The following is a 15334-nucleotide window of genomic DNA, read 5'->3' as shown; positions in this document are numbered from 1 at the left end:
GCGGCCATTCGCCGTCCTCCCCGACCTTGATGAGCCAGGCCTTGAGGGCGTTGTACTCGTCGTAGGTCACCTTCTCCTCCAGGACCGTGTCGTTGACGGCCTTGATGAGGCGCCCGGCCAGGCGCGAGACGCGTTTCTGTCCCGTGGCTGCGTCCGCGGTGCTCTTGCCGGACTGGCGGAATCTGGCTGTAGCCTGCGCACCCGCCTGCGCCGCACTGCCGGCGATCTCGTTCTGGAAGCTTGTCTCAGTGGTCATCGAAGACTCCTTTATCTGGCGGCTGCCGTCTGCATGGCGGCGTGTGGAGGTGAGCTACTGGATGTGGGTTCGGTCGGAGCCCGGAGAAGCTGGCATAAGCCATCGATATGCACTGTTCTGGCGTCTCTCAGTGATGGACTGGGAGATCCTCGACTGTGGGGCCGCCGAGGCCCAGGCGGCGGCGGTCGCGCTGCTGGTTGATGAAGAGGACGGCGAGGATTCCCATGGCGAGCGTGAGCCCGCCGGCGAGGGCGAATGCGGCGGTATACCCCTCTGCTTTGGTTGTGGCAGCACCGATGATCACCCCTGAGACGGCTGGCGCGAAGATCCCGCCGCTTGTCAGCACGGCGTTTGCGAGCGAGAGGTTTGCGCCGCGCCGCGCGACGGTCGTCAGCTCCGACACAACCAGCAGCGTGAGCGTGAACAGTGCCGGCGCCGTTCCGAAGCCGATGACCATGAGCGCCACGGACGCGACGGGGGAGGAAACCGTTACTGCGGCCAGGAGCGAGCCGCCGGACAGGATCGCTGCTCCTCCGAGCACCCAGCCCCTCGCCCGTCGGGTCGGAATGCCTCGGAGGTGGAGCCGCTGCGCGAGAGCGCTCAGGCCGATCATGGCGAGGGTGCCCCAGATGGAGGGCAGGGCAATGAGGCTACCGGCCTGTTGTCCTGAGAGATGCAGGACGGTCTGGAAGTATGCCGGACCCCAAGACATTGCCAATGTAAAGGTCCAGTACGCGAAGAATGCACTCAGCACGGCGAAGATCCAGGTCGGGGTCAGGATTGTGCGCAGGTATGGGATCCGGAGGGCGTCAGTGGTCACCGGGGCGCCGGCCGGAGCATCGGGCCTGGCGACGGACTCGGCCGCATACGGGCCTTCCTTGCCGACAGCAAGCCAGTAGACGCCCCAGAGGGCTCCGACGATGGCAAGGACCGCGAAGGCTGCCCGCCATCCATATGCACTGACGACCCATGCCAGCACTGGAGAGAAGGCAACGATCCCGAGGGTCACCCCGGCGGTCGCCACGCCAGCGGGAGTTGCGCCCTTCTTGTCCGGGAACCACTTGTAGACCCCGTGGACTAGCGTTGGAGCGAGCGGTCCCTCGCCCGCGCCCAGAATCAGCCTGCTGGTCCACAGCGCGGGCAGCGAGGCGAACAGCAGGACCGGTATCTGCGCGACCGACCACAGAAGACAGAGCGCCAGCAGGGCCCACTTGGTAGGGAACTTGTCCACCAGGGGCGCCCCGAGGATCTGTGCAAGGGCGAATGTCAGGAACATCGCGCTGCTGACGAGTCCGAAGGCCTCGGGCGTGATCTTCAGTTCTTCCATGATCGGCACCGCCGCAATGCCTAGGACCGCTTTGTCGGCCCAGTTGAGCATCATGAGGAAGAGGAGCGAGATCGTCACGAGCCAGCCATAACGTCGCCTCCTGCCCTCGCCCCACTGAAGCGGGTCAGGTGTCCTATCGGATGGTTCCGATCTCGTGAGCTGATCAGTCTGCTGCTGTGCCATTCTCATCTACTCCTTTGTAGGAATGGATCCCGGTCCGTCAGACGGCTGTCAGTCCGAATGTCATGAGGTCTTCGCCTACGGTGAGCGTTCCGGAGAATCCGATCTGGGCCTTCTGCCACTTCTCCACCGGCGTATCTCCTGGTACCAGGTGGGTCAGTACGAGATGCCCGACGCCGGCTCGCTCGGCCTGCGGACCGACCTGCTCGATCGCCGTGTGGGCCGCGAGCATATGCTGCATGAGGTTCGGGTCGGGACTGGGCGAACCCGACCCTATGAGCGCGTCCATCCAGTCCATGTCGATGCACTCGTGGAGCAAGAGGTCTGCGCCGCGGGCGATCCTGACGAGGTTCTCGCACACCCCGGTGTCACCGGAGATCACGACCGAGCCATCCGCCGTATCGAAGCGGAACGCGAACGCAGGAAAGACCGGGCGATGGTCCACGAGGATCGCGGTCACGCGGACGTTCTCGTCCCGGTAGACCTCAAACGGTTCCATCGTGGGCGTCGGGTCGCCGTTCGGGTCCTCTCCCGTGCCAGCTGGGAGCTCGATGTCGTGGAACTCGAAGACTTCGCGCAGGTCCTGCTTGGCGTTGTCCCGCATCCTGTCGTTGATGTCAGTCGCGTATGCCTCGAGAAGGCGATGGCTCGACTCGACAAGTCCCGGGGTTGGCGATGAGGGGTTGAACACCTCAGGGAGGTGCTCGCGCTTCTCCTCGCCGAAGATCGGGGGAAGGGTGCCGCGGTCGCCCGGGCCGTGGACCTGGATCGGCTGGCGGAGCCCGTCCGATCCGTTGTGCCACGCAAGCAGCAGAAGGTTCGGGTAGTCCACCATGTGGTCTGAATGGTGGTGTGTCACGAACACTGCCCGGAGGTCGTCCAGGCCCTTCTGGAACCCGGCCGGGCCGAGCCCCGACTTTCGGAACTGGGGGCCCCAGCCCTCGCCGCAATCGATGAGGTAGTGGGAGTCGCCTACCGAAATCATGGTCGAGATGCCGGAGCGGTCGGAATTGTCCCACCATGGCGGGCCACCTGCAGTGCCCAGCAGGGTCACACGCGTGCGGTGTACAGCAGCATCGGGGGCCGTCTCAGGTGCATAGACAGTGATCAAAGTGGTTGTCCTCAAGGATGTCCGTCGCCGGCATGGTGGTCGGTGATGCCACTCATGTGCGGTGGCTCACATCAAGAATCGGCGAACCAAAGACATAGGACAAATATCAAAAAGTTTAGTTCCCCATACAATGTTCGACTATGAACCTTCGGAGGCTCGAGTACTTCCTAGCGGTAGCGGAAGCCGGATCGATTTCGACGGCCTCCGAGAGGCTGCATATGACCCAGCCCCCGTTGAGCCAGGCAATCATTGGCTTGGAACGCGAGCTCGGAGTGGATCTCCTGCGCCGCCTGCCACGGGGAGTCGAGGTCACCCCTGCCGGGGCCCTGCTCGTGGAACAGGGGCGCGAACTCCTCCGTTGGGCCCAACGCATCGAAGACCAGGTCCAGGAGACTGGGAACGGCCAGGCCGGCAGCCTCCTCATAGCATCGGTCCCGACATTCGCGTGGTCACACCTCCCAGCCCTTCTTGCAGAGTTCCGCTCTAAGTTCCCCGGAATCACTGTCGAGCTCACGGACCCTGCCCCCCTGGAGGTCCTGCGACTCGTAGCCTCCGGAGGTGCGGACCTGGGGTTTGTGGCGACGGCAGACGTGGCCGGAGTAGCCGCTGCCTATCCACGGCTCGAGGTCACACCCCTTGTGGAGATGCCGCTCGTTCTTGTAGTCCCCGACTCTGCTGCGACGGAAGGAACAGCGTCAGCGCGTGACTTCGAGGGCCTTCCATGGGTGATCCCCGCGTTTGTGCCCGGGTTCCCAGGCATGGTTGAGATCGCCGAGGCTCTGTGGCGCACGGCAGGCTTCCACCCAGCGACCGTTCACACAGTCGCGACACTCCAGACTGTTCTTCCCCTAACGGCAGCTGGAATGGGGGTATCCCTTGTCCCGAAGGCATACATTGCAGACATACGGGGCCGTTTCGCGGTTCAGCCGATCATCGAAGCCGTGCCGTCTCTTCAGGGAACCCTCGTGCAATCACGAGACATCAACCCGACTCCCGCGCTACTCAGCCTCCTGCATGTCACCGATCAGCACTTCGAAAAACTTGGGCCTGCATCTTCAATCAGGACCACGGCGCTATCAGGGCCGAAGGCGCTCTGAACCCCCACCGACGAGGCCGCAGCACTCGAGTCCCGCGCTGATGATGTTCATTGCATTCCTCGCGACAAACGCCATCCGGCTCAAGGTCGTACCTTCGACGGTGTAACTCTGAATTCAACATGGGGGAGCGGTCTGCCACGAGCTGGAAGAAACCCTAGACCGCTACTGGTAGGCGGGGGTTGTCCAAATGAGCTGTGCAGCCCTCGGCTGGGCCTACCCCAGGTTTTTGTCAGCTCCGGAGGGCTTGCCTTGGGCGATTGAGCTGGCGGCAGAGCGCAGCGCACCTGCTCGGGCGCACGGGCAAGCAGAAGATCGCGGCAGAAACGACGTACAAGGCCGAAAAGGGCCGGTGGCGAAGGCGAAGGCAAATCGGCCGAAGAATCGCTGATCTTCCCAGACTCTCATCAAAGGAACCTTTAGCAGGAATGTGCAGGGGGGTTCCTCGCCCACCAAGAATGCACAGTAGGGAGGGGCGGATGCCCCGCGCCCTCCCTACTGTTTACGTCAGGCCGACCGATCGGTCCTCATGACGATTCGAGTTCCCGAACTGATCTGGGAGGCATACTCCGTCAATTCAGGGTCTGATAGTTGGCCGCCGATGCGCCGCCATTCCCGTTCGAGCGCGGGCTTGACCTCTGAGACTGGACGCCCTGAATACCGCCTCAACAGAGAATCGAACATTCGTTGGTACTCCGCGGCGACGTCCTGGACGGCGCCCTGCACCGCCTTGGACAGATCGCGCTCGAAGTTCCGTCCAAACTCGAGGTTGAAGCCAGCCATGTCACACCACCTGCCGAATAGTGGTTCCAGGGTTGCGGGCGGCAGTTGCTGCGGTGACGAAACGTCCAGTCGCAGCCGAGCGGAAGACCGCTGTCTTCGCGCCATTGCCCACCCTCTCTGTCGTAGTGGAAGCGGGCTGCCGACGTGCCGTCGTCGGAGTGACGAAGCGTCCAGTGCGTGCGCTCCTGCTTACTGAGCGTGCCATGGGCCCACGCTCCTTTCCGGCTCGCGGGGAGCCTTCCAGAGCACTCAGCGAGGGACTTAGACTGGAAGCCTACCGGCCAAAGTAGAACCAGTCCCCAGCCCCGGCCCCCAGCCGGTTGCTGGGGTTTGGTGCTTATGCCCAAGTTTACCGGCCCCTAATGACAAACGTGTAGTTTATCCACAGGCTCGGCACGAGATGCTCGTTGTGGCCCAGATGCTGCTCATCACGTCGGGCCCGAGGGCCCCGTGTGGAGAGACGGCCGGTTACAGGTCGTTGAGTCGTCGGATGTAGTCGGCCATGCCGGGGACGGTGAAGGCAACCCGTCCCAGGGCCGGCGGGTAGATGACGCCCTTGCTGATCAGGGCTGCGCGGGTCATGGTCATCGAGCTCTGCTTCCGGCCGGCGCGCTCGGCCAGGTCGCCTGTGCTGGATCCGGCGTCGCCGTCCTGGGCCATGAGGCGCAAGTAGTCCTTCTCGGCCTTGGTGGTCCGTTCCCAGCGGGTGAGGAAGAAGCCCTGGTCGAGCTGGGCGCGTCCGAGTTCGATGGCGATCCTGGCATCGTCGATGGTGATGGTCTTCTCGGGGGCGGTGTCCCAGGCGGCCTTGCCATATTCCTGGATGAAGTAGGGGTAGCCGCCGGAGGCGGCCAGCAGTGCGTCGCGGGCTTCGGGGGTGTAGGCGGCGCCGTATTTGGAGGCGGGGACGACCAGCGCCGACTCGGCTGCCTCGGGGGTCAAGGCTCCGATGCTGCGGTAGGTGAAGAGCCGTTCGGCGTATGACCGTGCTTCGCTGAGCACTGCGGGCAGGTCGGGCAGGCCGGCACCGACGACATAGAAGGGCCAGTCGCGTTGGCCGGCCTGGTGCTGGACTGCCAGCAGGGCTGTGAGCAGGCCGTGGTCCAGGTCCTGCATCTCATCGATCAGGAAGACCAGTGCCGATCGCTTCTCGGCGAGGGCGCCGGAGAGGTCTTCGACCATCTCCTCCAGGTCGACCTCGATTGAGCCGGAGTCCGCGCGGCCCCGGGCCATCTCCACGCCGATGTCGATGCCCGTGACGCCCAACTGCGCGGAGAACGAGGCGATGCTGCCCAGGGCCCGCTTCAGGGCCCCGCCGATGCCGGGGCGGTTGACCTTCCTGCCGGCCTGCAGAAGGCTACGGCCAAGCTTCGCCCGCACCGCCTCGGATCCGCCCTGGGCCTCACGGCCCTCGAGGGAGACCACGACGAATTCCGCCCGCTCGGCCTGGCGTCGGAATTCGTTCAGCAGGACTGTCTTCCCGACCCCGCGCAGGCCGTGCAGGACCAGCGACCGCTCATGCCGGCCGTGCCGGGTGACGGCGACGAGCAGGTCGAAGGCGTCGATCTCCGCCTGCCGCCCGGCGAGTTCGACGGGCCTGCGGCCGGAACCCGGAGAGTAGGGGTTGAGGGAACTGTCCATATCCGCAACCATAGCAATGTATCCATTTTTCTGGATACATTGCTATGGTCCCTTATGGCGACCGAGAGGCAGCCGGGCGGCCAGTCTGCCCGAGAGCTAATGCTGCATGTGCCCTCCGGCGGTGATGAGAGGTCGTGTGACAACTCCCGGCAACCTCCTTTGGCTAGCGTGGCGGGCGGAGACGCCAGCGACATCGGAGGGGGCCGCGTGGCCACGAAGGGCAAGGGAAGGGTCGAGGGGCAGCTGAGCTTCGACCTGGACGCATTGTGGGGAGCATCGGAAGGGGAGCGGGATGAACAGGTACGGCAGGCAGGCCGAGACGATGTGGAAGCAGGCGTGCCCGAAGAGGTACGAGGAGCTGGAGGACCCGGAGGCGTTCTTCACGGACCTGGGGGAGCAGGCCATGGAGATGGTGGCCGAGCTGGAGGCGAGGATCGCGGGCCCGGACGTGCCGGGGGAGGCATACCTGGAGAAGCTCGGGCGTCTGAACGCAGCCCGGAACCAGGCCGAGGAGATCGCCCGAGCGGAGATCCTGGCCCCGCCCGAGACCGAGGAGCCGGAGACGGAGGACGAGGACCCGGACGACCCGAGCTCGAACCTGCTGGCGTGGCTGAGCCGGCGCGATCGGGAGATCGACGAGGAGGAGGGCCGGAGCTAGGTCGGTTCGTTCCGGCTGGCCAGGACGACCTCGCCCCGTCGGGGCCGAAGGCGAGGGTCCAGGCGAACCTGGCGGCACTGCGCACCCTGCGCATGCTGCAGGCCGAGGACCGGCCAGCCACTGCGGAGGAGCGGTCCCGGCTGGCGCGCTGGGGGTCCTGGGGCGCCCAGGGAGTGTGGCAGATCTTCGACGAGGACCGGCCCGAGCACGCCGCCCAGCGCCACGAGCTCAAGGCGCTCCTGGACGAGCGCGAGTACGCCGCGGCGAAGCGGACCACGATCAACGCCCACTACACCGACGTCGCCTACGCCAGGGCTGTCTGGGGCGCCCTGGGCCGGCTCGGGTTCAACGAGGGCGAGGTCCTCGAGCCCGGCTCGGGGGCGGGGACGTTCATAGGCCTTGCACCGGAGGGGGCGCGGATGACCGGGGTCGAGCTCGACCCGGTCACGGCCGGGATCGCGCAGAAGCTCCACCCGCACGCGACCATCCTGAATGAGTCGTTCGCGGACACCCGCTACCGCGCCGGGCACTTCGACGCTGTCGTGGGCAACGTGCCCTTCGCCGACGTCGTGCTGCACGATCCCCGCCACAACGCGGGCGGGCACTCGATGCACAACCACTTCATCATCAAGTCCCTGGCCCTGACCCGTCCCGGCGGCATGGTGGCCGTGCTGACGTCCTCGTTCACCCTGGATGCGGGGAACCCTGCCGCTCGGCGGGAGATGAACGGCCTGGCCGACCTGATCGGCGCGGTCCGCCTGCCCACCGGGGCGCACCGCCGCGCCGCCGGCACGGAGGCTCTGACCGACCTGCTCCTCTTCCGCCGCCGCGAGCCCGGGCAGGAGCCGGCCAGCACGCTGTGGGAGACGGTGCACGCCCAGCGGATCGACGGGCACACCACCCGGGTCAACGCGTACTTCGACGAGCACCCCGAGCACCTGCTCGGGGACCTGCACGTCGGCCACGGCATGTACGGCGAGGCGACCCTGACCCTGACCACGTCGGACCTCGCCGCGGTCCCGGGCCGCCTCGAGGAGGCTCTGGCGGGGATGGCGGACCGGGCCCTGGCCGAGGGCAGGGGCATGACGCCGCGGAGCGCGGAGCAGACCGCGGAGCGGGCAGCATGGGTGCCCGCCGAGCGGGGCCTCTGGGAGGGCCACCTGACCCGCACCGAGACCGGCTTCACCGTCGTCCAGGACGGCGCCCACGTGGACTTCCCCGTCCCCGGCCTCACCGTCACCGCATCGGGCGGGGCCCGGGTGAAGCCGGGCTCGCAGGCCGAGGAGCTCACCGCCCTGCTCGGACTGCGCGATTCCGTGCGGACCCTGCTGGAGCTGGAGGCCGCCGACGTCGACGACACCCCTCAGACCGACGCCGCCCGGGAGCGGCTGCGTGCCCGGTACCGGGAGTACACGGCCGTGTACGGGCCGCTGAACAGGTCCAGATCCGTTCCGACAGGGCGGGTGGACGAGGACGGGGAGCCGGTGATGTCCCGGCGGGTGCCGCTGGCGGTGGCCAAGTTCCGTCAGGACCCGTGGAGCCCGGTCGTCATGGCCCTGGAGGAGTACGACGAGAGCACGGGCGCCGCCAAGGAGGCCCCGCTGCTCTCGGCCCGGCAGGTCGCCCCGCGCCGCCCTGTGCTGGGAGCGGAGACGGCCGAGGACGCCCTCGCGATCACCCTGGACACCACAGGTGAGGTGGATCTGGCCGCGATCGCGCACCTGCTCGGCACCGACGAGGCCGACGCCCGCGCCCAGCTGGGCGAGTCCGTCTACGAGGACCCCGCCACGGGGGGGCTGGAGACCCGGGCGGCGTATCTGTCCGGGAACGTGCGGGCCAAGCTGCGCGAGGCCGAGGCCGCTGCCGAGGCCGACGGCCGGTTCATGGCGAACGTGGCGGCGCTGCGCGCCGTGCAGCCGGAGCCGCTGCGGATGGACGAGGTCGAGGCCCGCATCGGAGCGGTGTGGATCAGCCCGGCAGACCACCAGGCCTTCCTGCAGGAGGTCCTCGCCGATCCCCGGGCCGGCGTCGTGGGAACGGGCTCGATGTGGGACGTGAAGGCCGGCCGCCATTCCCTGAAGGCCACGAGCGAGTGGGGCACCCGGCGGATGCCCGCCGGGGACATCTTCGCCCAGCTGCTTGAGCAGCGCTCCGTCCGCGTCACGGACGAGGTGGACGGGCGCCGGGTGCTGAACCAGGTCGAGACGGCCGCGGCGCAGGAGAAGGCCCAGGCCCTGCAGGAGCGCTTCAGTGAATGGGTCTGGGAGGACCGGGAACGGGGGGCCCGGCTGCTGGGGGAGTACAACGACCGGTTCAACGCGATCGTCCTGCGCGACTACACGGCAGAGGGGCAGGCCCTGACCCTGCCGGGGCTGGCGAAGGACTTCGAACCGCGCCCGCACCAGCGGGCGGCCGTGGCCCGCATGGTCGCCGAGCCCGCGGTCGGGCTTTTCCACCAGGTCGGCGCGGGCAAGACCGCGGAGATGGTCATGGGCGTGATGGAGCTCAAGCGTCTCGGTCTGGCGAGCAAGCCGGCGGTGGTCGTGCCCAACCACATGCTCGAGCAGTTCGGGCGGGAGTGGCTCCAGCTCTACCCGCAGGCCCGCATCCTGGCCGCCTCCATCGACGACCTGGCCAAGGACCGCCGGCGCCGCTTCGTCGCGCGCGTGGCGACGAACGACTGGGACGCGGTCATCATGACCCGCACCGCCTTCGAGCGGCTCCCGCTCACCAGCGAAGCGGCCGCCGCGTACCTCGATGCCGAGGTCGGGCGGCTGCGCGCCGAGCTCGAGGCGGTCAAGGCGCAGGCCCAGGGTCCGGGGATGGCCGGGGCCGGTCTGGTGAAGCGGATGGAGAAGCGGCTCCTGGCACGGGAGGAGACCGTCAAGGCGCTGCTGGACAAGCCGACGGATCCGGGGCTGAGCTTCGAGCAGTCCGGTATCGACTACCTCGTGGTCGATGAGCTGCACGACTACAAGAACCTCGACACCCCCTCGAACATCCCCGGGGCGGCGATCCAGGGGTCCAAGCGCGCCTCGGACCTGCACATGAAGGCCGAGTACCTGCGCGCCCGGGAGGGCCGGCGGGTGATCACCGGCGCGACGGCGACCCCGATCGCGAACTCGGTGACCGAGATGTACGTGATGCAGCGCTACCTGCGCCCGGACCTGCTCCAGGATGCGGGGATCGCGGACTTCAATACCTGGGCGGCGACGTTCGGACAGGTCGTGGAGGAGATGGAGCTCTCCGTCGCCGGCGGGGACCGGTTCAAGCTCAAGGCCAGGTTCGCGAAGTTCCAGAACGTGCCCGAGCTGCTGCGCCTGTTCCACACCTTCGCCGACGTCAAGACCGCGGAGGACCTCGACCTCCCGGTCCCCGGCCCTTGCCGAGCGAGATGGGGACGGGCACCGGTCGCCGGAGCTGCACCCCGTGGAGCCGACGCCGGAGCTGACGGAGTACATCCAGCGGATCGGGGAGCGCGTCGACGCGATCGAGGCCGGGGCGGTGGAGCCGACCGAGGACAACATGCTCAAGGTGTCCACGGACGGGCGCAAGGCGGCTCTGGACATGCGCCTCGTCGACCCGAGCACGGTGCCGTTCGGGGAGACGAAGGCGTCCGCCGCTGCGGCGCTCATCGCACGGGTGTACGAGCAGCACAAGGACGCCGTGTACACGGATCCGGTGACGGGGGAGCCGGATCCCGTGCCGGGGGCGCTTCAGATCGTCTTCTGCGACCAGGGCACCCCGGGGGACGGGTGGAACGTCTACGACGAGCTCAGGCGCCAGCTCGTGACCCGGGGCGTGCCGGGGCACATGGTGCGGTTCATGCACGAGGCGAAGAATGACTCGGAGAAGGCGCGGCTGTTCGCTGACGCGAGGGCGGGGCACATCGCGGTCCTGGTCGGGTCGACGCAGAAGATGGGCGTCGGGACGAACATCCAGAGGCGCGCTGTCCATCTGGTCGACATGGACGCCCCGTGGCGGCCGGCCGATGTCGAGCAGCGCCACGGGCGGATCATCCGCCAGGGCAACCAGAACCGGCAGGTGCGCATCTCGCAGTTCGTCACGGTCGGGTCGTTCGACTCGTTCATGTGGCAGGGGCTGGAGCGCAAGAGCCGCTTCATCAATGCCATCATGAGGGGCCGGCTCGACGTGCGCGAGATCGAGGACATCGGGGACAACACGCTCTCCTTCGCCCAGGCCAAGGCCATCACCTCCGGCAACCCGCTGGTGCTGGAGAAGGCCAACGCCGATCAGGAGTACAACCGCCTGTCCAGGCTCGAGCGGGCCCACCACCGCAACCTCGTCGCCGTCGAGCACACGCGCAGCGCCGAGCGCACCGCGCTCGAGGCGGCGCGCGCTGACCTGCCCCTCATTGAGGCGGCGGCTGCGCAGGCGGCAGTCACGTCGGGGGAGGCGTTCGCGATGACCGTCCGGGGCGCGCGGTACACGACGCGGCCGGAGGCGGCCGCGGCCGCTGTGCAGGACTGGGCGGCGGCGAACTCGCACCACGTGCTGAACCCCTACGCGCGCGCCGAGCTCGGCACGTTGGCCGAGCTCGGCGGGCACGCGGTCAGGGTCCGTCTGGTTCCCCCGTTCCCGGGGCAGAAGCCGACGGCGGAGCTGAGCCTGGACGGCGTGCCTCGGACCTCGTTCGAGGTGGACCGGGACGCGCTGGTCAAGGCGGACCTCGGGACCATCCGTCAGCTTGAGAACCGGGTCGCCGCGCTGCCTCGGCTCGCGCAGCGGACGGCGGAGCGGGCGGCCGAGGCCGAGGGGAAGATCGCCGAGGCCGAGGCCATGCTGGGCCGGCCCTTCAAGCACGTCGAGGCACTCGCTGCGGCGCGGGCGGAAGTGGAACGGGTGGACGCGGCGATCGCCGCCCGCAGCGGTCCGATCGAGGAGGCCGCCGAGGCGCCGGAGGGTCCCGCCGGTACGTCTGGGCCGGACGGAGTGGACGAGGAGACGCGGCGCCTCGCGGGCCTCGTTGCGTCGGACTTCCCGGTCGCCGCCGGGCGAGCGGGCGGGCGTCCGAAGGATGGGGCGAAGGGCTACACGCCGCCCGCCCGCAGGGACCTCAGCCGGGGGCGGTAGCCCCCGCCTGGTGACCACCTCCGAGGGGAGGCTGTGCACTGTCGCCGGCCGTATCAGGTGACTGCTCGATGCGACGGTGACCTGGCGGCTGTGCGCAGGCGGTCGGCTGGTCCCTGTCGTCCACATGTGTGCAGGGAAAGCCGCGGAGCGATGGAGCTTTCGCTGTGCACATGTGGGCGAGAGGCTAGTGCGCTTCCGCGGCCCCGTGCTCGGGCTGCGCCTGCGGCTCAGGAGCCGGTGCCGGGGTCGTGGAACGGCGGGCAGTACGTTTGCGCACGCGCGCCTTCTTCTCCGGTTCGGTCAGGCCGGCCGCGCGCAGTTCGTCGGCCGTCCACCCGGCGGAGAGGGCTGCCTGATAGCGTCGCGCGTCCTCGTCCTCTGCCTGGCTGAGGAGCTCCCGGGCGTCGGCGACGGCCTGACGTGCCTTGACCAGTTCGCGCACGGAATCCATGCGGCTGCTGAGACGCCGCTGGAGCTCCTGCTCGATCTTCTCTGCATCAATGTTGGTAGCCATGCCGCCAGTCTAACGACGGGCACCGTCTCGCCCACGGAACACCCAGCGGAACACGCTGGTCTGGTGCCTGTACACCCAAACCGGCACCAGAGGTGCAAAACCCATGCGGAGCCGCCAGATGAAGCCAGACGGAGCAAGCTATACGGTTATGTGCCATAACCGGTGTGTCGCGCCCAGCCGGGGGCTGTCCGCTCTGACAGACTCGCGTCTGTGGCCCGCTTCCGCGGGGCGCTGCGCTGGGCATTGGAAGGGCGGTGGGGCAGTGGCGGAGGGGCAGGATGCTGGCCGCCGTTCCGGTCGCCGCCGTCGGGCGAACATTGCTGGTCCGACGCAGTTCGTGCGGGTGTCGATGTCGGAGGCGGAGCGGGCCAGGCTGCTGGTGCTGGAGGAGCGGACGGGGCGGAGCGCGTCGGAGATCCTGGTCAGTGGTGCTCTGTACGCGGAGGGCTCGGAGTCTTTGGCGGAGCGGCGTGCGCTGGCGTCGGAGCTGATGGCGGTGCGCCGGTACCTGGCGGCGCTGTCGAACAACGTCAACCAGCTCGCCCGGCATGCCAACGCGACCGACAAGTTCCCCGAGGAGGCCCGCACCGCGCTGGGCCGTGTGCGGGTGATCGCCGAGCGCGTGAACGCCACGGTGGAGGGGCTGGGGCGCTGATGATCCCGAATATCACCAAGGGCGAGCGGATGGCCGGGCTGCTGGTGTACCTGGCAGGCCCGGGCCGGGCGAATGAGCACACCGACCCGCACCTGGTGGCGGGGTCGGCGCCGATCATGGCGTGGCACAACGACGACCAGCTCAACCGGGACGCGGCCCTGGCCATCGCGCGTGAGCTGGACCAGGCGAGGAACGTCCTCGGCGTGGACATGAGGGGCGGCCATGTGTGGCACTGCTCGCTGAGCCTGCGCGCCGAGGAGGGCGACCTCACCGATGGGAAGTGGGGGCAGATCGCCCAGGAGTTCATGGACGAGATGGGCTTCACCGACGCGGGCGGCAAGGCCCCCGTGTCGTGGGTCGCGGTCCGGCACGGGCACAGCACGGCGGGCAACGACCACATCCACATTGCGGCGTCCATGGTGCGCGAGGACGGCACCAAATGGAGTAGCCACCTGGACTACAAGCGTGCCCAGGACACGGCCCGGGCGCTGGAGAAGAAGCACGGGCTCGAGCAGCTCAACCCCGTCTACGCGATGCGCGGCCTGCGCCCGGGTGAACGCGAAGCAGCCGAGCGCCGCGGCGCCCAGGAGCCCGAGCGGCGGTCGCTGGCCCGCAAGGTCCGTGCCTGCGCCACGGCGGCGCAGGACGAGGCCGAGTTCGTCCGCCGGGTCCGCCGCACCGGCGCCCTGGTCAGGCCCCGCTACGCGGGCGGCCGGGACGACGTCGTGGTGGGCTACTCCGTGGCCGAACGCCCCCGTTCGAGGGGAGTGCGGCCGGTGTGGTTCGGCGGCGGCCACCTGGCCAAGGACCTGACCCTCCCACGGCTGCGCAGCGCTTGGCCGGACAGCCCCGAACACGCCGGCGCGGCAGTGGCCGAGTGGGGGTCCGCCGCGCGCGGCCGGAGGCCCGTGAACGTCGGGCGGGAGGCGCACGAGCCGGACCCGCAGCTGTGGGAGCAGTACAGCGACGAGGTCGCACGGCTGCGCGAAACCCTGCGCGCCGTGCCCCTGGAGGACCACGGCACCTGGGCGCAGGTCGCCCGGGAGACCTCGGGTGCGTTCGCGGCGTGGTCCGCCGCTACAGAGCAGACGCCGGGGCCGTTGGCCGCGGCCGCCGACGAGCTGTCCAAGACGGCCCAGCTGCGCCGCCACCCCGTACGGCCGCTCCGCACGGTGGGGCCGTCTGCCCGGGGCGCGTCACTGGTCCTGGCGGCGGCCGCGATGGGTGGTGCCGGCACCGCCGCGCAGGCGGTCATGCTGCGCCAGCTGCTCAACGTCGCCAAGGCCGTCCACAACATGCACAAGGCCACCGGTGATCTGCGCCGGGCACGGCAGATCAGCGACGTGGTCAGGCACCAGCTCAGCCAGGTCGCCGCCGCCCTCCCCAGCGTCCCCGCAAGCGTGCAGGTGGACCGTGAAGCGGCCGAGGCCGTGCGCGCGAGCACAGCCGGCCAAACACCGGGGCGTCCCGCGGGGTCGGTGCTGCCGCCCCAGTACGAGCAGGCACGCGTCCACCACACGGACAACCGGGTCGGGGCCGCCCGCACGGACATCGAGAGATAAGCACAAGGGAGAGGGGAACCTGATGGGCGAATCTGACGGCATCGAGGAAGCGGTCGAGGGAATGCTCCGGGTCGGGCTGACCGTGGCCGGACGGGTCGGCGAACAGCTGGCCAGGGCACGCGAGCAGGAGCTCCGCCGCGCCCAGGCGGCCGAGGAACAGCAGGGCCGCCAGCTGCAGGCCCGGTTCGACGCGGCGCGGGCAGCCGCCCGCGCCCAGCTCGCCCCGGTCATGGACAACAGGTGGTGGGACACAGCCGACGGCCGCGACATCGAACGGGTCCACGAGGCGGCCACCGCGTGGAAGGACCACGACCCGACGGCGCGCAGCGCGGCCGAGGTGATTCGTGACCAGGTGCACCGCCGCTACGGCCTCGACGTGGACAACCTCGGCGCCGACGAAGCGGCCGTGGCCGCAGCCCTGGCGAACGCCGAACGCGGCCGCGAGCAGGCCGAGCGGGA

At 68.8% G+C, this 15334-nt stretch carries 12 protein-coding genes and 1 pseudogene; 7 read left to right on the top strand and 6 right to left on the bottom strand.

The genetic code is table 11. From position 1 onward, the window contains the following. The 3 genes from ACYVKZ_RS09360 to ACYVKZ_RS09350 all read right to left on the bottom strand — a co-directional run. A partial coding sequence (locus ACYVKZ_RS09360; protein ID WP_460991881.1) for a dioxygenase occupies positions 1-256 on the bottom strand: 256 nt, incomplete at its 3' end. A gap of 127 nt (positions 257-383) precedes the next feature. After that, a complete protein-coding gene (locus tag ACYVKZ_RS09355) occupies positions 384-1766 on the bottom strand; it encodes an MFS transporter (RefSeq protein WP_460991880.1) in 1383 nt (460 codons plus the stop codon). A 37-nt stretch (positions 1767-1803) separates the two neighbouring features. Continuing rightward, on the bottom strand, positions 1804-2817 hold the full coding sequence (locus ACYVKZ_RS09350; RefSeq protein WP_460991879.1) for an MBL fold metallo-hydrolase: 1014 nt from the start codon (positions 2815-2817) through the stop codon (positions 1804-1806). Between the two features lie 197 nt (positions 2818-3014). On the opposite strand from ACYVKZ_RS09350, the gene ACYVKZ_RS09345 reads away from it, so the two are divergent. Further along, positions 3015-3971: a LysR family transcriptional regulator gene (locus tag ACYVKZ_RS09345; RefSeq protein WP_460991878.1), complete on the top strand. Its 957-nt coding sequence runs from the start codon at positions 3015-3017 to the stop codon at positions 3969-3971. A 504-nt stretch (positions 3972-4475) separates the two neighbouring features. On the opposite strand, the gene ACYVKZ_RS09340 is transcribed toward ACYVKZ_RS09345, so the two are convergent. Both ACYVKZ_RS09340 and ACYVKZ_RS09335 read right to left on the bottom strand, forming a co-directional pair. Next, entirely contained in the window at positions 4476-4751 is a 276-nt protein-coding gene (locus ACYVKZ_RS09340) for a hypothetical protein (protein WP_460991877.1), read from the bottom strand. 468 nt (positions 4752-5219) lie between these two features. Then, a complete protein-coding gene (locus tag ACYVKZ_RS09335; RefSeq protein WP_460991876.1) occupies positions 5220-6392 on the bottom strand; it encodes an ATP-binding protein in 1173 nt (390 codons plus the stop codon). A gap of 292 nt (positions 6393-6684) precedes the next feature. Here ACYVKZ_RS09335 and ACYVKZ_RS09330 point away from each other — a divergent pair, with 292 nt between their 5' ends. From ACYVKZ_RS09330 to ACYVKZ_RS09320, 3 genes are all read left to right on the top strand, one after another. Then, positions 6685-7050, top strand: coding sequence for a TnpV protein (locus tag ACYVKZ_RS09330; protein ID WP_460991875.1), 366 nt, complete (start codon positions 6685-6687; stop codon positions 7048-7050). Positions 7051-7142: 92 nt separating this feature from the next. Further along, positions 7143-10895 (top strand): hypothetical protein, encoded by a 3753-nt coding sequence (locus ACYVKZ_RS09325; RefSeq protein ID WP_460991874.1) that lies wholly within the window; start codon positions 7143-7145, stop codon positions 10893-10895. Next, positions 10864-12144 (top strand): helicase-related protein, encoded by a 1281-nt coding sequence (locus ACYVKZ_RS09320; RefSeq protein WP_460991882.1) that lies wholly within the window; start codon positions 10864-10866, stop codon positions 12142-12144. Before ACYVKZ_RS09325 ends, ACYVKZ_RS09320 begins: the two co-directional genes overlap by 32 nt. A 184-nt stretch (positions 12145-12328) precedes the next feature. On the opposite strand, the gene ACYVKZ_RS09315 is transcribed toward ACYVKZ_RS09320, so the two are convergent. After that, positions 12329-12658: a hypothetical protein gene (locus ACYVKZ_RS09315; RefSeq protein WP_460991873.1), complete on the bottom strand. Its 330-nt coding sequence runs from the start codon at positions 12656-12658 to the stop codon at positions 12329-12331. Between the two features lie 262 nt (positions 12659-12920). Here ACYVKZ_RS09315 and mobC point away from each other — a divergent pair, with 262 nt between their 5' ends. The 3 genes and pseudogenes from mobC to ACYVKZ_RS09300 all read left to right on the top strand — a co-directional run. Continuing rightward, positions 12921-13313 (top strand): plasmid mobilization relaxosome protein MobC, encoded by a 393-nt coding sequence (mobC, locus tag ACYVKZ_RS09310; RefSeq protein WP_460991872.1) that lies wholly within the window; start codon positions 12921-12923, stop codon positions 13311-13313. After that, positions 13313-14875, top strand: coding sequence for a relaxase/mobilization nuclease domain-containing protein (locus ACYVKZ_RS09305; protein WP_460991871.1), 1563 nt, complete (start codon positions 13313-13315; stop codon positions 14873-14875). Before mobC ends, ACYVKZ_RS09305 begins: the two co-directional genes overlap by 1 nt. A gap of 22 nt (positions 14876-14897) precedes the next feature. After that, positions 14898-15334: pseudogene (locus tag ACYVKZ_RS09300) on the top strand (hypothetical protein); the annotation flags it as partial.

It is taken from the genome of Sinomonas soli, from assembly GCF_054782415.1.
The sequence above is the reverse complement of the archived record's forward strand: the minus strand, read 5'-3'. Positions and strand labels throughout refer to the sequence as shown.

What these genes read in the sequence shown, in the direction of transcription:
- ACYVKZ_RS09355 (WP_460991880.1), bottom strand. Translation starts at nt 1,766, where the DNA reads ATGGCACAGCAGCAGACTGATCAGCTCACGAGATCGGAACCATCCGAT.
- ACYVKZ_RS09345 (WP_460991878.1), top strand. Translation starts at nt 3,015, where the DNA reads ATGAACCTTCGGAGGCTCGAGTACTTCCTAGCGGTAGCGGAAGCCGGA.
- ACYVKZ_RS09340 (WP_460991877.1), bottom strand. Translation starts at nt 4,751, where the DNA reads ATGGCTGGCTTCAACCTCGAGTTTGGACGGAACTTCGAGCGCGATCTG.
- ACYVKZ_RS09335 (WP_460991876.1), bottom strand. Translation starts at nt 6,392, where the DNA reads ATGGACAGTTCCCTCAACCCCTACTCTCCGGGTTCCGGCCGCAGGCCC.
- ACYVKZ_RS09330 (WP_460991875.1), top strand. Translation starts at nt 6,685, where the DNA reads ATGAACAGGTACGGCAGGCAGGCCGAGACGATGTGGAAGCAGGCGTGC.
- ACYVKZ_RS09325 (WP_460991874.1), top strand. Translation starts at nt 7,143, where the DNA reads ATGCTGCAGGCCGAGGACCGGCCAGCCACTGCGGAGGAGCGGTCCCGG.
- ACYVKZ_RS09320 (WP_460991882.1), top strand. Translation starts at nt 10,864, where the DNA reads ATGGTGCGGTTCATGCACGAGGCGAAGAATGACTCGGAGAAGGCGCGG.
- ACYVKZ_RS09315 (WP_460991873.1), bottom strand. Translation starts at nt 12,658, where the DNA reads ATGGCTACCAACATTGATGCAGAGAAGATCGAGCAGGAGCTCCAGCGG.
- ACYVKZ_RS09305 (WP_460991871.1), top strand. Translation starts at nt 13,313, where the DNA reads ATGATCCCGAATATCACCAAGGGCGAGCGGATGGCCGGGCTGCTGGTG.